The sequence below is a fragment of the Absiella sp. AM09-50 genome, from assembly GCF_003433845.1.
GTDB classification, from domain to species: domain Bacteria; phylum Bacillota_I; class Bacilli_A; order Erysipelotrichales; family Erysipelotrichaceae; genus Hoskinsella; species Hoskinsella hominis.
The window spans coordinates 5,603-22,001 of sequence record NZ_QVFI01000042.1 but is presented as its reverse complement, the minus strand read 5'-3'; the positions used below and the strand labels follow the sequence as shown (position 1 = coordinate 22,001).

The window sequence follows — 16,399 nt, the reverse complement described above, 5'->3', positions numbered from 1 at the left end:
AGGTACTAGCAATTGGTTTTTTTCTAGTGTCCGTTTTACAGGGTACAGTTTATTTCGCTGGTATGGTTTTAATGATCCTATCAAATTATCACAAATAAGACAAATACCTAATATGACAGGTGTTGTAACTGCAATTTATGATGTTCCAGTTGGTGAACTATGGCCTGTGGATAAAGTAGAATCTATACAAAAAGAATTGAAAAAATACAATTTAGCATTGGAAGTTATAGAATCCTTACCCGTTCATGAAAATATAAAATTAGGAGCATCTGACCGTGATCATTATATTGATATCTATTGCAAGAATATACGCACACTCTCTAAATATGGTATCAAATGTATTTGCTATAATTTCATGCCTGTATTCGACTGGCTTCGAACAACGCTAAATTATAAAAATAAGGATGGAAGTACATCATTAGCATTTTTGTATTCTGATTATATAGAACTTGATAAAAATAATCTTCATCTACCTGGATGGGATGAAAGTTATACACAAGAACAACTACATGATCTACTAGAATCATATAGTAACATTACACATGATACATTATTCAATAATTTAATTTACTTTTTAGATAGAGTTATTCCTGTATGTAAGGAATGTGATATAAATATGGCAATTCATCCAGACGATCCTCCCCTTGACATTTTTCAATTACCTCGCATTATGTCTACTATGGATGATTTTAAGCGTTTATTTAAGGCAATACCTGACTTACATAACGGTATGACTCTTTGTACTGGTTCTCTCACTGCAGGTAGACATAATGATATTTATAAAATTACTGAAACTTTTTCACACGAAGGCAGGATTCATTTTGCCCATTTAAGGAACATTAAACTTTTAGGAAATGATGGCAGTTTTACTGAATGTGCGCATCTTAGTTCTTCTGGGGATATTGATATGTATATGCTTATTAAAATATTAGTGAAAAATAAATTTAAAGGATATGTTCGACCAGATCATGGCAGAATGATTTGGAACGAATCTGGTAATCCTGGTTATGGTCTATACGACCGTGCCTTAGGTGCTGCTTATCTAAATGGTTTATTTGAAGCAGCAAAAAAAGAATTATATTAAGAAAATGAAGACTACCTTAAAATAGTCTTCATTTTACATATAATCAACATAAACCATTGAGATTACATCTTATAATTTAAGCTTTAACATACCGCTGTTTTGAGCTTTTAGGTTTTTCTGGAAGGGTTTGCTTTAATTTACCACTCTCTAAAAGTGGCTGTATAATAAAAGTCATTGTATAATATCTACTCATTCCTGTAAACTCAATTAATTCTTTTCGTGATCGAGGAATCATGCAAAAGCTAATGATATCCTCTTGCATATTCCCCGTTTTATGAAACATCTCATTTTTATATATATTATTCTTAAACACCACTTTAAATTCGCCGTGTTTTACAGAAAAAATAGGCGCTGGTAATCCAGCTTTTTCAAACTCTTTACGTATTGTTGGAATACCAGAATACCTATTTTCTGTTATATTTAGTAATTCAAGAATATTTGCTAATACTGGGTTTCTTGTTTCAGGCCGTACCTTACCTAGAGAATCAATTGATATCTTACCATACAATCCTCCACTATTTACAATTTCCATGCGGTCCCGATACATTTCCAAACGGATAGGCACATTTTCAGTGTGTATACTATAATCTCGATGTATTAATGCATTCAATATAGCTTCACGAACAGCAATAATAGGATACTCTTTTTTATCTTTTCTTACCCCATTTTCATCAACAACAGTTTTAGTACGACTATTTCTACGAACAAAATCGACAGCCAAATCTAACATTTCAGGAATTGACCCTGTGATTCTTTCATTATCAATAAAACGTTCACCGTCTTCACCTATTTCTCCTATTTCAGTCCCTGGTACAACAACCGCAGTAATACATAATTGTGGAAAATAGGCTTGTGGATATTTAGAAAAAACCATTGTTCCAGCTAAAGTAGGAACGCCATCATTAAACACTCCCATTAATTCTAAAATTTCTTCATCAGAAACATTATTTGAGAAATTCTTTCGCTCTTTTTTTACTGAATAAAGATACTTATCCAATTGTTCTTGATCAAAGTACTTAATTTTAGCATCTTCTACAAGTCGTATATCATCTTTAATTCTTTTTCTAAAAGCCTCATAACTATATATCTCGTATTCATTCATCAATTCATCTGAATCGCCAATACGGACATAAGATCCCTTAATTCTCCCAACACCTTTATAAAATACAGGTCTTTCTGATATATCTACCCCTGGAATTTCTGCAGATACAACAAGCTTATCGTTAATTTCACACACTGTGAATAAAGCAAGAACTCTAGGTTCCATTTGTTTACATTGTTCTGTTACTTTTTTTTGTAAGTCTTGTACATCATATACTCCCACTATATCATATCCTTTGCTTTCATCAATTCCAAAAATAATGATTCCTCCGTCATCCTGATTGGAAAAAGATGATAACGTATCAAATAATCTTGTAGGACAACCCTGATGCGCTGCTTTTAATTCTACACATTGCTTTTCTGTTTTTTGTCGCTTAATTTCTTCAACCATTATTTTCAATTCTTCTGCTTGCATACATATCACCACTTTCATATTTTTATAAAATTTTAACAATATAGCAACACTTTGTCAACACTTTCCCATATTTTTGACAACTTATATTTTAAAAAAGCAATAAAATTCATTTATTTTGGCAACAAATTTAATTTTTAAACAAAGTTTGAATATTCTACTAAAAATCAAATTTATATAATAATAAACAAGTGCCTGGAATGCTATCTTCCTCTATTTCACTTTTTTATGCTATAATGAAAACTATAATAATATGGAGGTAAGTGCTATGTTAAAAAGTGATGGATTTAATCTATGGGCAAACGCTTACGATAAAAGTGTGAATCTTAGTGAAGAAGCAAACGAATATCCCTTCGCTGGCTATAAAGATGTATTAGGTACCATCTATCAAATCATCAAAAAAGGTAATGGGAATAAAATATTAGATATAGGCTTTGGCACAGGGATATTATCTAAAAAATTATATGATGATGGCTGTGATATTTATGGCATTGATTTCTCTGAAAAAATGATTGAAATAGCGAAATCAAAAATGCCAAATGCTGCATTGATACAATATGATTTTACAAAAGGGCTTCCTGATAGTATCATAAATGAAACATTCGATTTTATAATTTGCACATATGCAATCCATCATTTAGATCATCCACAACAAGTCGCTTTTATTCAAAAGTTATTACAACTTCTCACAAAAAATGGAGCCGTATTGATTGGTGATGTTGCTTTTCAAACACAAAATGAATTGGAAAAATGTAAAAAGGAAAGTGGCAATCTATGGGATCAAGATGAAGTATATCCGATTATTGATCAATTCAAAGCTGATTTTCCTAATATGGAGTATCAACAAATCAGTTTCTGTTCAGGTGTACTAATATTCAAACAATAATCGCTTCAATGATATGCAAAAAAATCCCGATTTGGGATTTTTTCTTATAAATATGCGAAGCAATAGTTCAATACAAACAAGAATAACGCAAGAACACCACCAAGCAGAAGGAAACAAGTATAACGTTTATCCGCTTTTCTCATCGTTAGAATACCTGCGATTATAATTCCTGCTAATGGTGAAAAATAGCCAATCAACAGACACAATGCCAGTAACGCCTGTGTTTTAAGTGATGCTGAAGATATATTCAGCATCCCCTGTTTCAATTGCTGAAACAACATTCCTATACTCTTTTCCATACTACTTCAATTCAGGCCAATATTCTTTATTTACTTCAATATAATCGTCAAGGATTGCTTTCGCAACATCAGTATCATTGACACAACGATTTAATGTTAGTGCATTCCATGCTTTCTTATAGCTTCCTTCAAGGCATGCATCTACCGTTAATTTTTCATATGCGAATTGATTTTCTAACAGCCCTTTCTGGAATGTTGGGATTTCACCGATATTTAAAGGTTCTACACCATTAATACCTACATGACATGGAACTTCTACCATCATACCTTCTGTTAAGTTTGAAATAATACCTGTATTTTCTGTCATACATAAGAATACATCTCCAGTATTATTTGCGATAGCTGTTGCCAAGTCCACGATATAACCAGCATGTCCATCAGCCAATTCATCTGGTTTTGGCTCATATTTGGTGCCTTTTAATTTACCTTCTGCGATTACTTCATCTAACATCGCGAATGTTTTCTTTTCTGGTCCATCCATAACTTCATTTGCACGTGTATAATTAGAATCTTCATGTTCTACAATGTGCTTTGGATACAGGTAATATTGTAAATAGGTATTTGGTAAGTAATCCTCATAATCCTGAATCATTTTACTCATAAATTTGAATGTATCCATCCAGCTTTTATCTGTAGGATGTAAATCACCTACAGCTGCCATTGGTGTCTTAAAGAATTCATGTAATCTTGGCAAATAATCTTCGCCTGTTTTTTTATCTAAAATCTGAGTAAACCAGCCAAAATGATTTAAACCAAAATAACGTGGTTCAATTTCATCTGGACGTTTTCCTAAAGCTTTTGCATAGAATCCCATGATACCAATTGGCATATCACAAATATTAATGATACGGAAATCATCTTTGAAGATTCGTTTTGTTGCTTCTGCGACAATCGCTGCTGGATTAGAATAATTTAATACCCATGCTTCTGGTGAATATTTACGAATATCTTTGATGATATCACATACTGCTGGGATGCTTCTCATACCATAAGCAAAGCCTCCGGCTCCACATGTTTCTTGTCCTAAACAGCCATGACGTAATGCGATTTTTTCATCCATTTCTCTCATTTTCATTCGTCCTGCACGTATCTGCATGAACGCAAAATTGATATCTTCAAATGCCGTTTTGGCATCATTTGTCACAATAATTTCACATTCTGGATAGTATTCTTGAAATAGAATTTTTCCATAAGCGCCTACCTTATCCTGGCGTTCTGCCTCATTATCATATAATGTGATTTTTCTTAATGGGAAGCGGCCTTTTTCCGCAACCAGCATTCTTAGGATTCCCGGTGTATAACGAGAACCTCCTCCTACAATGGATATTGCATATGATGCTTTCATTTTTTATTCCTCCTTATTCTACAATCTGTAATACTTGTTTCACATGCTCACAGACTTTTTGTACTTTCATGCCAATGATAATCTGAACATTATTACCTTTGATCACAATGCCCTGATTTTTATACTCATTAATTTTTGTTTCGTTTACTTTTTCAATATCTTTTACTTCTACACGTAATCTTGTATAACAATTAGAGATAGATTTTATGTTATCTTCTCCACCTAATCCTTCAATAATACAACTGATATTTTCTACTTGTTCAACTGCTGTTTGTTCATTTATTTCTTCTACATCATCTTCACGTCCTGGGGTTTTTAGGTTCAGTTTTTTAATCAGGAATACAAAGATGAAATACCATACAAAGATGGAAACAATACCTACGCCAAAGGTAATATACCATTTTGACAGATTTGCTGGTATGGCGATAATCATAGGGATTGCATTTAAGATACCACTCATCAATTGTAGACGCGCGCCTAATAAGAAGATAATTACCTGGAACAAACCATCCAATACAGAATGTACTAACCACAATAATGGTGATGCAAACAGAAACATGAAATCAAGTGGTTCCGTTACACCAGCAACAACTGCGACAAACAATAATGGCAACAATAAGCTTCTTGTGGCAACTTTTTTCTCGGGTTTTGCGGTTTTGATAAATGCCATGGTAATACCAATGCATCCAAAGATTTTAGAGAATCCATACATCATATATTTCACAGAAGGATCTAGTGCTGTTAAACTTCCAAGATTTCCCATTTCTGCCATCAGAATAGGGTAGCATCCACTAACTGCCTGACCGGCAATTTCTGCAGTACCACCAACTGGTGTAAGTAGGAATGGCATATAGATTAAGTGATGTAATCCTGTAGGAATTAAGAAACGATTTAAGAATCCATAAGTGAATAATCCAGCTGGTCCTGCTTTATTGATGAATACCAGACAAGAGGAAATTGCATCATTTACAAGTGGCCATACATAACACATAACGATTGCAAGAATGGCAGTTGCGAAAATTGAAATGATATAAGCAAGTCTTGAACCACCATAAATTCTTACAACATCTGGGAATTCTTTATCTCCAAATTTGTTAAAGATATATCCTGTTAAACAACCAAGGATAATACCCAGAAAAACTCCCATATCAATACACTGAACACCCAGTACCATTGCCTGACCGGTTCCAGTCAATGATTCAGATTCAACCAGCAGTCCATTGGAAGACAGCCATGCATTATTTGCGTAAATGAAAATCATGAAGGCAGATACTGCAACGATTGCGGCATCTGTTTTTTTATGTTTCGCAAGAGCTGTTGCAATTCCTACACAGAAGATAATAGATAATTGATTGATGCCCCCATTCATCATCAGGTTATAGACAAAGTTACCAATATTTGCGATAAAAGCTGGCATTACATCCATTTTCAGGATAACACCAATAGTTAATAATAGTCCTGTAACTGACAGGAACATAACAGGCTGAATGATCGCTTTTGAGAATACAGACGACAATTCAGAAATTTTCGTTTTCATGTAATACGTTCTCCTTTCAAATACTTCTTTAAGACGCATGCTTTCTTAAGACATCTCCATTATACGGTTTAGAAATTTGTTTACAATACTTTCTCTCAAAGCGTGAACTTATTCACTGATTGATAAATCAATTCAACTTATAAGTGCGTAAAATTTACCAATTTATGGTTTTTTTCAAAAAAAAATGCTAAATAAATAATATTCAGCATCACATTTCTTCATTTTCTTTATAATATTTCTCTATTTCTTCATCATATCGTGCAAACAATATTTCTATAAATATTAATACATAGGCGGTAAAAAAATTAGGATTATAATTATAAAAATTAGATTTTTTATTTCTTAATTCAATTGTTAAATGGGAGTTACAGGCAAGTGGGGAATTACGATTTGATGTAATGGATACAATGTTATAATTATGCTTTCGTGCTTTTAGACATTGTTCCAGCAATACCACACCACTTTCGTTAATGGCAATCAACATTCCTGGTTTTAAGCACCTTGCCTGGTCCAATAGCTGGCTTTTATATGGCATGGCATTAAATCCACGGTGCCATAATTTATCTAAGAGGTATGTTCCCACATAATCACTATCTCCAATAGAGTTTACGATAATACGTTCGTTACGATAATTAATGAGCATATCGCATAATATCTGTACATGCACATCCAATAGATTCTTTTCCATTAAATCAAAATCATCTAATGAAACAGATACTGAATCGGTATATATTCCTGATAAACTGTACCACATTTCATTTAGACCAGAATATCCCAGCTTTTTGGCGACCTTGATAACATAGGAGGGTGCCACATCCACCTTTTCCGCTATCTGTGCCACTGTTTTTTTCTTATGCTGTTTCACGTTCTTTAAAATTTCCTCATATATTCTGTTTTCGGTCTTAGTAAAATTCATTTCATCCATTTTTCTGTACCTCATCATTCGCTTTATCGAAATAATATGTTCGTGAATACTCACTTAATACCATTTCCATCAACATGATGATTTTTGCTTCAAAGAAATCTGCACTCTTATATTCTGTGACTTTAATTTTCACAAAATAATCTACATATTTTTTTGCCCACGTCAATTCAGTATCCGAAAACGCCACGATATAATAGCCTTCTTGTTTTGCCAGTTTCATGATATCTTTTCCTTCAAATGGATGTGTCTTTCTTAAATCAGGAAATAAAGCAACACCTTTGGAAAGATATAAATTCTTCACCATTGCGAAATCATAAGTCGATGGCGCAAACAAATCGAACATCATTAGTTTTCTGGCAATATATGCGCTGAGCATATCATCTCTTCCATAGGAATTTACAAAATTTTTACAGTTTTTAAACCGATATAATATATCTACCAATTCATCAATGCATTCATTTAAATCACGTTCCACCAACGTATCTGCTAATGTAATTTCTGAAAATGCCTTTTTCTTTTGACGATCACTTAATTGATAATACATTTCCACAAAGCCACTATAGCCTAACTTCTTAGAAAATTTTACCACTGTACTCTTTGCTACATGACATTCTTCCGCGATCTGTGCCAGCGTAACTTTTTGATGATCTGCGATTTTCATGTTCAGACAATGCATAATATCTTTTTCTATATCTGTAAGCTTCATCGTATAAACCTCCCAGGTATATTTTTACAACAAAAGCAGTAATATTATATCATATTTGATATAATTCAACTTCCTTAGTTTCAAGCTTTTATATCTTAAATTAATAATTTAATCGTTATATATAAATACATGCTATCCCAAAACAGTCATTTACGACCATGAATATGGGAACCTGATTGCTTAATTCTTTTTCCATTATATAATTTAATTAGAAGGTTTTTAAAATCATTATCCATAAATAAATGATAATAGAATAATATAGGTGATATTTCCCTAATAAAAAGGCTGGTAACATAAAATGAAAAAGAACAAGAAAAAAGTATTTCTAACCATTATCATCATCGCTATTTTCATCGGAATTTTTTTACTATATGCTTTTAATGGAGGCCATTTTTATGGAAAAGATTCAATGGTCAATCTTTACTATTCATTAGATGAATACAAATCAGTTGAACATATCGAATTCTATGATTTTTACGATCCATTAGAATACATTGTGAACGACAAAAAAATTCATATATCTGAATATCAAGATTTAGTGATTATCGTACCAATTACATCAAGGGACCAGTCCTGTACATTCCATATTGTTCATGAAGAAAATGCGAATGATCCTACTGTGCAGTTTTCAAGAGAAGCTGCATCACTAAAAGATCTGGGATATAACAACAAAAAAACTATAGAAAATATTGATGTATATTATGATATCGATTATCCTGAAGACCAACTTCCTCAATATTTCTTCGATTTTCGATTAGATGGTATATTATATACGATCATTGTTGAAGATGAACATCATATGTTTACTAGTGAAGAGATGTTTGACAAAATGCTAGATTATTTTGAAATACAGTTCATGGAAATAAAGTAGTTTCTCAAAAGAAAAAAATTGATATTTTTCACTTCATTACAAGCCTTAGAGGCTATGTTACCATTCTTTCTCGTCATGCTCGTCACCACTTTGGCGAGCATGACGAGAAAGTGACGAGAATAATCATTGCCTCTATAAAAAAGTGTAAACTCAGTTTATTCTGAATTTACACGATCAGGCTATATCTTGATTCCCCAATATATTTTTAAAATCTGATTCTATTTATCTAAAAGAAAGCAATCCTAATCTTTCATTTTACTTACCAAATAGCCTTTCATAAAGACTGTCTGGTGCATCATTTTCTTTTAACTTCATGATTAATTCTTGCGATAATTTCTCTTGCAGCTGTTCGTTAGATATCGGATGTAGCTGCTGACGATCTTTGCTTAAATCAAAAATTAAATCACCTTGAGTAAAAGAATCATAATGATTTTTTTTCGGAATTTTTAAAATTGGAAAACCGTTAGCAAAAGGAACATCATAAACTAGTTCAGCCTCTTCTAATTCTGCTTTTTCAAATCCACAATTACCCTTTAATGGCAGCAATGTATATGTTTCTAATGGTTGATTTTCTTTATTGGCAGAGCCTTTCATAAAGACATAAGGTAAACGGACATAATTAACATGTCCTCCATGAATTCCATAAAGAATAGATTCATGAATGTCTATTTTCTTCTCAATCACTTGTATTAATGATTTTCCACACATTTCAACTGTCATTGGTAATGAAAAGAAATCTAAAAGAGTAGCAGGGATATCAATGGTTTGCGTGAGCTGTGGAATCCTTCTAGGTTCTACTTTTGGCAGATGAAGGAAAAAAGGAGTATGAGCAATCTCTTCATATTGAGGTCCTACATTCTTTCCAAGCCAATTATGTTCACCTAGCATAAATCCATGATCAGTATTTACTATTATTAAGGTATCATCCCATAACTGTAAATCTTCTAGTTTATCTAAGAATTTGCCAAGATAATCATCACACATAGAAAGTAAAGCTGCATATTCTTTTTGTATAGTGACAAAATCTTGTTTATCACTTATTAAAGTAGACACTTGCTGATAAACAGGCCAATTTAAAATATCTTCATCTGTAGTATCTGTATACAGTTTTCGATAATTATCCATAGCGATAAAAGGCTCATGTGGTGAAAAACATTCAACTTGCAAAAACCATTGATCATAGCCGTGATATTTATCTAAAAAGGATAATGCTTTATTAAAAACCTGTGTGATTGGCATGGTATCTTCACCAATTAATTTTTGACGATTATATGCATGCTGAACAACCAGTGTTCCTTGCTGATTTAAGTTATGTTGGCTGATTGATGGTCGATTGCCAAAAATCGGTTCTAAAGGATCTCCTTCTGGACCTCTTATCAACTCCCATGTGGAGAATTGATTATGATAACCAAAACCGCCCATTTCACCATAATGCCAGTGATCAGTTATTAAATGAGTACTAATGCCTTGCTCTTTTAATTCTTTAATTACTGAGAAATCAAATGGTTCCAAAGGTCCCCAATTCCTATGTAAAAAGTTATATTTTCCTGTATGTAAATCTCTTCTCGCCGGAACACAAGGTAAACTTCCACAATAAAAGTTATCGAATGTATGAAACTTTTCATTTAGGCGTTTAAAGTTTGGTGCATAAACCCATTCATTGCCATAGTTTGGTAACATATCTTTAATCAATGTATCAAACATCAACATAATGGCCTTCATGCTATTGAATCTCCTCTTTATAGAATATCACTGTTCCAATAAAAGCTGTAAGAAAAGCAATCGTCACCGCGATAATTGCCCCATAAAATCCTGCATCAATTCCTGTTTCCGCAATGAAATTTGGTATAGCAAATATTCCTCCAGCTAATGGAGTATAAATTTTAGAACCAAAAGCACCTAAAATTCCACCTCCAATCGCGCCACCAACTAGCCCAGCAATAAATGGTCTTTTTCGTGGTAGTGTGATTCCATAAATAGCTGGTTCTGTTACACCGATAAAACACGTAAGTGCCGCAGGTAATGATAATGCTTTTAATTCTGGATCCTTAGTCTTTACAAGTACACCTAAAACAGAACCAGCTGTAGCAAAAGGTGTTCCATACATTAAACACATAATTGGATCAAATCCAAAAATACTAAAATTATTTAATCCAATTGGTGTTAATCCCCAATGTACACCAAACATTACAAATACTTGCCACAAACCTCCCAGTAAAATTCCAGCGACAATAGGATTTAAATCATAACTAGCCTTGATAAAAACACTAATAAGAGAGCTAATCCATGTTATTACGGGACCAACAAATAGGAATGTAATAACCATAGTTATTAATAAGGTTAGCATAGGTACTGCAAACATTTGTAACACTTTTGGTACTATAACTTTCAATTTTTTCTCTAATTTTGCGGCTAAAAAAACTGCAAAAATTATAGGAATCACCGTTTGCGAATAATTCATCAATAAAACTGGAATACCTAATAGCGAAAAATATACTGGCGAAGCAATAACAGAACCATCAAATAAAGTATACAACGGCTCACTATTGCTTAATATGTTAATAAATGCTGGATTTACTAGACATGCTCCGATCACAATTCCCATTAAAGGAGTAAGCTTAAACTTCTTTGCTGCCGTATATCCCAGAACAACAGGGAAGAAATAGAAGAAAGTATTACCAATATTTTGCAATAATATAAACGCGCCATCAGTTTTTTGAATTACGTTAGTAACTGCTAATAAAGATGCCAACCCTTTGATAATACCAGATCCCGCTAATAATCCCAATGTCGGTGTAAAAACACTTGAAATAACATCTAATAATATCGCAAAAATATTTTTATTCTTCTGTACTTCCTCTTCTGACGAATTTGACTGTTTTTCTTCCCCACCTTTTGATTCTTTAAGTAGAGTATCAAAAACACTATAGACTTCTGTAACGTGCGTTCCAATCACTATTTGATATTGACCATTGCTGATCAGAACATTTATAACGCCTTTCATTTTTTTTATGTCATCTGTTTTTGCTTTGTTTTCATCCTTTAGTCTAAGTCGTAAACGTGTCATACAATGTGTTGCACTAATTACATTTTCTGAACCACCAACAAGTTGTAGTAGTTCCCTTTCAAAATTTTCATTTGTTTTCATTTGTTATACTCCTCTGTTTGTTTTATTTGTTTAAAAAGCGCTCTTCGTATGTTATTATACAAGTATATAGTGGTGTTTGCACTACTGATACGAGAAGCTGAAACACGTTTCATGTTTTTGAGAGGAGGATCTATTTTGATAGTCAAAGACATTATTGTTGCTAAATATTCACAACTTAACGATACAGAAAAAATGATTAGCAATTATCTCATCAACCATAGTTCAGAAATACCTACTTTGTCTACTACTGAATTAGCACAAAAAGTTTTCACTTCGAAATCAACTATATCTCGTTTTGCGCAAAAGTTAGGTTTTAGTGGATTCACAGAAATGAAGCATAAAGTCAATTGGTCAAAAAAGCCAAAAGAAAACGAACAAGTTGATACAAAAACCCTGGCCAGTTTATTAACTTCATTTTTAGATTCTGCAACAATTAAGCAAGAGGAACTTTTTTCTGAAATTTTAAAAGCAAAGCGTATCTATATTTTAGGGACTGGAACACAGCAGTCGCATCTAGTAAATACGCTTAGTGAAATTCTTCTAAAACACGGAATCGTCGCCACAGCTTTAACCACTAATCGAACAACTGTTAATAATAAGGCTTTTGAGTTTATTTCATCAGATGATTTATTATTAATATTTTCTCATAGTGGCAATAATGATGATTTAAAAAACGCAGTAATTACATGTGAATTAAATCATCCATCATTAATCTCCTTTGTTTCAACACCAACCAATTGGTTAACTAACCATTCAAATATGTCTTTCACTTTAACTGATTCAGAAAATTGGTTATATCCCCATTATTTTTACTTTGGTTTCTTTAGTATGTTATTAAATTATCTGGATTTATCTCTTACTGAGTATTTATTGCATAAAAATTTGAATAGTAAATCGGATGAATTAAAATAAAATCCATTCTATAGAATAAAGTTTAAAAAGTATTTTCAATAAAACAATATTTAATTAAATATTGCTAATGAAATCTTGACTTCTTACATAAGTGAAGTAAAAACATGATTAATGGAATGTCATAATACATAGTACACTCTGTATCGATTCACTTAGTAAAATAGCATGTCTAGTAGGTATTAATGTAATCTCAGCCTTTTATAACAGGTATACATTATGATATGTCTTTGTTCAAATCATGAATGATGGCATTTTTTCAAATGAAGCAAAACTTGATGATATTTTCTTGATTAAAAGCAGGAAGGATATACCCTTGAAAAGTAAATATGCTTCCTATTTCTCCAACAATGACTTTATATAAAGCATAAATCATATACAATATATAATAACAAGCCAATAATACATACAAAAATTTCAAATAATTTTTTATCATATGATAGTCACCTTTCTTTAAAGGTTATTATAACACTATATAAGCATTATATAAATGATTATTTTATGAATCGCAAAAGGATATCTTTCACATCATTTATTTCTTGTTTAGTAATCCATGTCGATTCTGGATTACTATTTTGAATGAACCCGCTGAACACCGTACCCTCTTTTGTAAAGTGATAAACAATATCTGTAGGCGTTTTTTCTTCAATTGCTTCTTCGGGTGAATCAGGGCTAAACATATACTTTATGAGTTTTATATCAATACCTTCTATTTTCATATCTTTCTGATCCAGTATTTGAGCATCTTTTGATATCTTGGAAACATCCTTATCAATGTAAAACTGACAGTAATATCCATGGATTGTATCTGTGATTTTATAATGGTATGTGAAGGATAATAACGAATCTTTTTCTTTTTGAATCTGATCTTCTCTAATATGATCAAAACTCAATTGGTATTTTTCGTTTAATTCCTCTATCGTCATTTTATTGCTTGTTTGATAAGATGTAAATAATGCATAAAAACCTAGTAAAATTATTATCGCCAAAACAATCCAATATCGTTCTTTAGTTTTCATGGAATCCACCTCTCTTTTTCAACTTTATTGTAACACGCTTGCAGACATTCCTCTATTCTATACAACAAAAAGCTCTAGCATGTCCACTAGAGCTTTTCTAACACATAGTTTTTAATGAACCAGGATACTCCTTGTTCCTCATTGCTTTTTGTTACATGGGTTGCTTTATCCTGAATTTCTTTGGTAGAGTTTCCCATCGCAACACTGTATTTCACCACGTCAAACATACTGGTATCATTATAATTATCCCCAAATACCAATACCTGATCACTGCTTACTTTCATCAGTTCCATCAGCTTCTTTAGTGTATTTCCTTTGGATGCATCAATATGGGTAAGTGTATAGATATCACCTTCAGAACGTACACAATGCGCTTCTTTACAGTTATTGTTGATTTCATCCATGACCTGTTTCATCAAGCTTTCATCGTCATGGATAATGACAACTTTAAATATAGAATGTTCAATAATTTCATGAATGGTTTTCGTTTCAATAATATCACTTTTGCCTTTTAGGCGTTCCATGAATTTTGTCAAGCCTGGGTGTGATCCAACAGGATATACCGCAAAGTTGGAGTATGCAAGGAATGGGATACCCCGTTGTTTCAACAAAGTTAAAGCTAACAGCAGGTCGGAAGAAGACATACTGCATTCATAGATACATCTTCTTCCTTCAAACATATTGGCCCCGTTATTAGTGATATACGGTATGTCCACCTGCAATTGTGACACATAGTCCTGCATAATATGCATATTACGGCCAGAACCAAATGTAAAAGCTATGCCCTGCTCCCTCATGGCTGGTAAAAGAGAGGGCATATCGGAATCGATCTGTTTGTTTTCATCTAATAATGTTCCATCCAGATCGGCTACGATTAACTTAATATTTTCTAATCGTTCCATACATTTTCTACCTTCTTAACGATAGAATCTGCATTTAACTCGTATTTTTCTAATAAGGCATCTGGTGTTCCACTTTCTCCAAAGCAGTCCTGCATACCAATCATCACCATTTTCACTGGTTCATTTTTTACCAATACTTCCGCTATCGCACTGCCTAAACCACCGATCACACTGTGTTCTTCACAGCTGACGATCACTTCATGTTCTTTTGCCAGCTCTTTGATTAGTTCTTCATCGATTGGTTTGATACATGGCATATCTACGACCGTCACTTCTTTGCCTTCAGCTTTTAATGTTTCATATGCACTTAAGGCTTCCTGTACCATCATACCTGTGGCTACGATTGCGACTTTTTTGCCTTTTCTTAGTACATTACCTTTGCCATATGTGAATGCTGTATCATCACTGTATACATCTTCCACATTGCCTCGACCAAGTCTTACATAACATGGTCCTTCTATATCTGCGACTGCTTTGACAATCATCTCTGCCTGTCTGGCATCACATGGATTGAATACTTTCATGTTTGGCATTGCACGCATCAATGCGATATCTTCTACACTTTGATGACTTGCGCCATCTTCGCCTACCGTAATACCAGCATGGGTTGCACATACTTTTACGTTTAACTTAGGATATGCAATACTGTTTCTTACCTGTTCATAGGCTCTTCCTGCCGCAAACATCGCAAAGCTGGATGCATAGACAACTTTTCCACTTGCGGCTAATCCTGCAGCGACTCCCATCATATTGCCTTCTGCGATTCCCATATTGAAGTGATGTTCTGGTCTTGCTTTTTTCGCATCACATGTCTTCGTTGATTTGGTCAGGTCGGCATCTAGTACGATCACATCATCACGTTCTACGATCAGTTCAGCCAGTGCTTTTCCATATGCTGTGCTTGTCGCTACTTTACTCATTGCCTTCACCTTCCAATTCTCTTACTGCCTGTGCACATTGTTCTGCATTTGGTGCACGTCCATGCCATGCGGCGTTGTTTTCCATAAAGGATACACCTTTTCCTTTGATCGTATGTGCTAGGATCATCGTTGGTTTTTCCTTTTCTTTCTTCGCTTCATCAAATGCGAAACGGATATCTTCATAATCATGTCCTTTGATATTGATGACGTTCCATCCAAATGCTTTGAATTTTTCATCAATTGGTGTAGGATTCATGACATCACGAATGTTTCCATCGATTTGTAAAGAGTTGAAATCTACGATCGCACATAGATTATTCAAACGATAATGAGCG

15 protein-coding genes and 1 pseudogene are annotated in these 16,399 nt (G+C 33.3%); 4 read left to right on the top strand and 12 right to left on the bottom strand.

Translation table 11 applies throughout. From position 1 onward, the window contains the following. The coding region (gene uxuA / locus DW114_RS19935; protein WP_317286376.1) for a mannonate dehydratase at nt 1-1,084 on the top strand (1,084 nt) is incomplete at its 5' end. A gap of 76 nt (nt 1,085-1,160) precedes the next feature. Here uxuA and DW114_RS19930 read toward each other — a convergent pair. Next, nucleotides 1,161-2,600 carry an ATP-binding protein gene (locus tag DW114_RS19930; protein WP_117455969.1) on the bottom strand — a complete coding sequence of 480 codons (1,440 nt, stop codon included), beginning with the start codon at nt 2,598-2,600 and terminating at the stop codon, nt 1,161-1,163. A gap of 265 nt (nt 2,601-2,865) precedes the next feature. Here DW114_RS19930 and DW114_RS19925 point away from each other — a divergent pair, with 265 nt between their 5' ends. Then, the gene (locus DW114_RS19925; protein WP_117455968.1) at nt 2,866-3,483 is read left to right on the top strand and encodes a class I SAM-dependent methyltransferase; all 618 of its coding nucleotides are present in this window, start codon (nt 2,866-2,868) and stop codon (nt 3,481-3,483) included. A gap of 44 nt (nt 3,484-3,527) precedes the next feature. Here DW114_RS19925 and DW114_RS19920 read toward each other — a convergent pair whose 3' ends face one another. The 5 genes from DW114_RS19920 to DW114_RS19900 all read right to left on the bottom strand — a co-directional run bounded on the left by DW114_RS19920 (nt 3,528) and on the right by DW114_RS19900 (nt 8,295). Continuing rightward, nucleotides 3,528-3,782: a hypothetical protein gene (locus DW114_RS19920; RefSeq protein WP_147322659.1), complete on the bottom strand. Its 255-nt coding sequence runs from the start codon at nt 3,780-3,782 to the stop codon at nt 3,528-3,530. Nucleotide 3,783: 1 nt separating this feature from the next. Continuing rightward, a complete protein-coding gene (locus DW114_RS19915) occupies nt 3,784-5,127 on the bottom strand; it encodes a 6-phospho-alpha-glucosidase (RefSeq protein ID WP_117455963.1) in 1,344 nt (447 codons plus the stop codon). 13 nt (nt 5,128-5,140) lie between these two features. Beyond that, a complete protein-coding gene (locus DW114_RS19910) occupies nt 5,141-6,664 on the bottom strand; it encodes a PTS transporter subunit EIIC (RefSeq protein ID WP_117455961.1) in 1,524 nt (507 codons plus the stop codon). A 208-nt stretch (nt 6,665-6,872) separates the two neighbouring features. Further along, the gene (locus DW114_RS19905; RefSeq protein ID WP_158552368.1) at nt 6,873-7,589 is read right to left on the bottom strand and encodes a MurR/RpiR family transcriptional regulator; all 717 of its coding nucleotides are present in this window, start codon (nt 7,587-7,589) and stop codon (nt 6,873-6,875) included. Further along, nucleotides 7,582-8,295 (bottom strand): MurR/RpiR family transcriptional regulator, encoded by a 714-nt coding sequence (locus tag DW114_RS19900; protein ID WP_117455957.1) that lies wholly within the window; start codon nt 8,293-8,295, stop codon nt 7,582-7,584. Before DW114_RS19900 ends, DW114_RS19905 begins: the two co-directional genes overlap by 8 nt. 298 nt (nt 8,296-8,593) lie before the next feature. Here DW114_RS19900 and DW114_RS19895 point away from each other — a divergent pair, with 298 nt between their 5' ends. Then, complete coding sequence (locus tag DW114_RS19895; RefSeq protein WP_117455955.1) at nt 8,594-9,166, top strand: hypothetical protein; 573 nt, start codon at nt 8,594-8,596, stop codon at nt 9,164-9,166. A 255-nt stretch (nt 9,167-9,421) separates the two neighbouring features. Here the strand turns inward: DW114_RS19895 and DW114_RS19890 are convergent, their stop codons facing one another. Together DW114_RS19890 and DW114_RS19885 are read right to left on the bottom strand one after the other, a co-directional pair. Further along, entirely contained in the window at nt 9,422-10,888 is a 1,467-nt protein-coding gene (locus tag DW114_RS19890; RefSeq protein WP_117455953.1) for a sulfatase, read from the bottom strand. A 1-nt stretch (nt 10,889) separates the two neighbouring features. Next, nucleotides 10,890-12,314: a PTS transporter subunit EIIC gene (locus DW114_RS19885; protein WP_117455951.1), complete on the bottom strand. Its 1,425-nt coding sequence runs from the start codon at nt 12,312-12,314 to the stop codon at nt 10,890-10,892. Nucleotides 12,315-12,449: 135 nt separating this feature from the next. On the opposite strand from DW114_RS19885, the gene DW114_RS19880 reads away from it, so the two are divergent. Further along, entirely contained in the window at nt 12,450-13,226 is a 777-nt protein-coding gene (locus tag DW114_RS19880; protein ID WP_158552367.1) for a MurR/RpiR family transcriptional regulator, read from the top strand. Between the two features lie 491 nt (nt 13,227-13,717). On the opposite strand, the gene DW114_RS19875 is transcribed toward DW114_RS19880, so the two are convergent. The 4 genes and pseudogenes from DW114_RS19875 to DW114_RS21855 form a co-directional block, all read right to left on the bottom strand. Next, complete coding sequence (locus DW114_RS19875; RefSeq protein WP_117455948.1) at nt 13,718-14,242, bottom strand: hypothetical protein; 525 nt, start codon at nt 14,240-14,242, stop codon at nt 13,718-13,720. Nucleotides 14,243-14,328: 86 nt separating this feature from the next. Further along, entirely contained in the window at nt 14,329-15,144 is an 816-nt protein-coding gene (locus DW114_RS19870) for an HAD family hydrolase (protein ID WP_117455946.1), read from the bottom strand. Next, nucleotides 15,132-16,064: a transketolase family protein gene (locus DW114_RS19865; protein WP_117455944.1), complete on the bottom strand. Its 933-nt coding sequence runs from the start codon at nt 16,062-16,064 to the stop codon at nt 15,132-15,134. The genes DW114_RS19870 and DW114_RS19865 overlap by 13 nt, the downstream gene beginning before the upstream one ends. Beyond that, a pseudogene (locus DW114_RS21855) lies at nt 16,057-16,399 on the bottom strand (transketolase); the annotation flags it as partial. The gene DW114_RS19865 and the pseudogene DW114_RS21855, both read right to left, overlap by 8 nt.

Excerpts from the sequence above, each read along its gene's own strand:
- DW114_RS19930 (WP_117455969.1), bottom strand. The coding sequence starts at position 2,600 with ATGCAAGCAGAAGAATTGAAAATAATGGTTGAAGAAATTAAGCGACAA.
- DW114_RS19925 (WP_117455968.1), top strand. The coding sequence starts at position 2,866 with ATGTTAAAAAGTGATGGATTTAATCTATGGGCAAACGCTTACGATAAA.
- DW114_RS19920 (WP_147322659.1), bottom strand. The coding sequence starts at position 3,782 with ATGGAAAAGAGTATAGGAATGTTGTTTCAGCAATTGAAACAGGGGATG.
- DW114_RS19915 (WP_117455963.1), bottom strand. The coding sequence starts at position 5,127 with ATGAAAGCATCATATGCAATATCCATTGTAGGAGGAGGTTCTCGTTAT.
- DW114_RS19910 (WP_117455961.1), bottom strand. The coding sequence starts at position 6,664 with ATGAAAACGAAAATTTCTGAATTGTCGTCTGTATTCTCAAAAGCGATC.
- DW114_RS19905 (WP_158552368.1), bottom strand. The coding sequence starts at position 7,589 with ATGGATGAAATGAATTTTACTAAGACCGAAAACAGAATATATGAGGAA.
- DW114_RS19900 (WP_117455957.1), bottom strand. The coding sequence starts at position 8,295 with ATGAAGCTTACAGATATAGAAAAAGATATTATGCATTGTCTGAACATG.
- DW114_RS19895 (WP_117455955.1), top strand. The coding sequence starts at position 8,594 with ATGAAAAAGAACAAGAAAAAAGTATTTCTAACCATTATCATCATCGCT.
- DW114_RS19890 (WP_117455953.1), bottom strand. The coding sequence starts at position 10,888 with ATGAAGGCCATTATGTTGATGTTTGATACATTGATTAAAGATATGTTA.
- DW114_RS19885 (WP_117455951.1), bottom strand. The coding sequence starts at position 12,314 with ATGAAAACAAATGAAAATTTTGAAAGGGAACTACTACAACTTGTTGGT.
- DW114_RS19875 (WP_117455948.1), bottom strand. The coding sequence starts at position 14,242 with ATGAAAACTAAAGAACGATATTGGATTGTTTTGGCGATAATAATTTTA.
- DW114_RS19870 (WP_117455946.1), bottom strand. The coding sequence starts at position 15,144 with ATGGAACGATTAGAAAATATTAAGTTAATCGTAGCCGATCTGGATGGA.
- DW114_RS19865 (WP_117455944.1), bottom strand. The coding sequence starts at position 16,064 with ATGAGTAAAGTAGCGACAAGCACAGCATATGGAAAAGCACTGGCTGAA.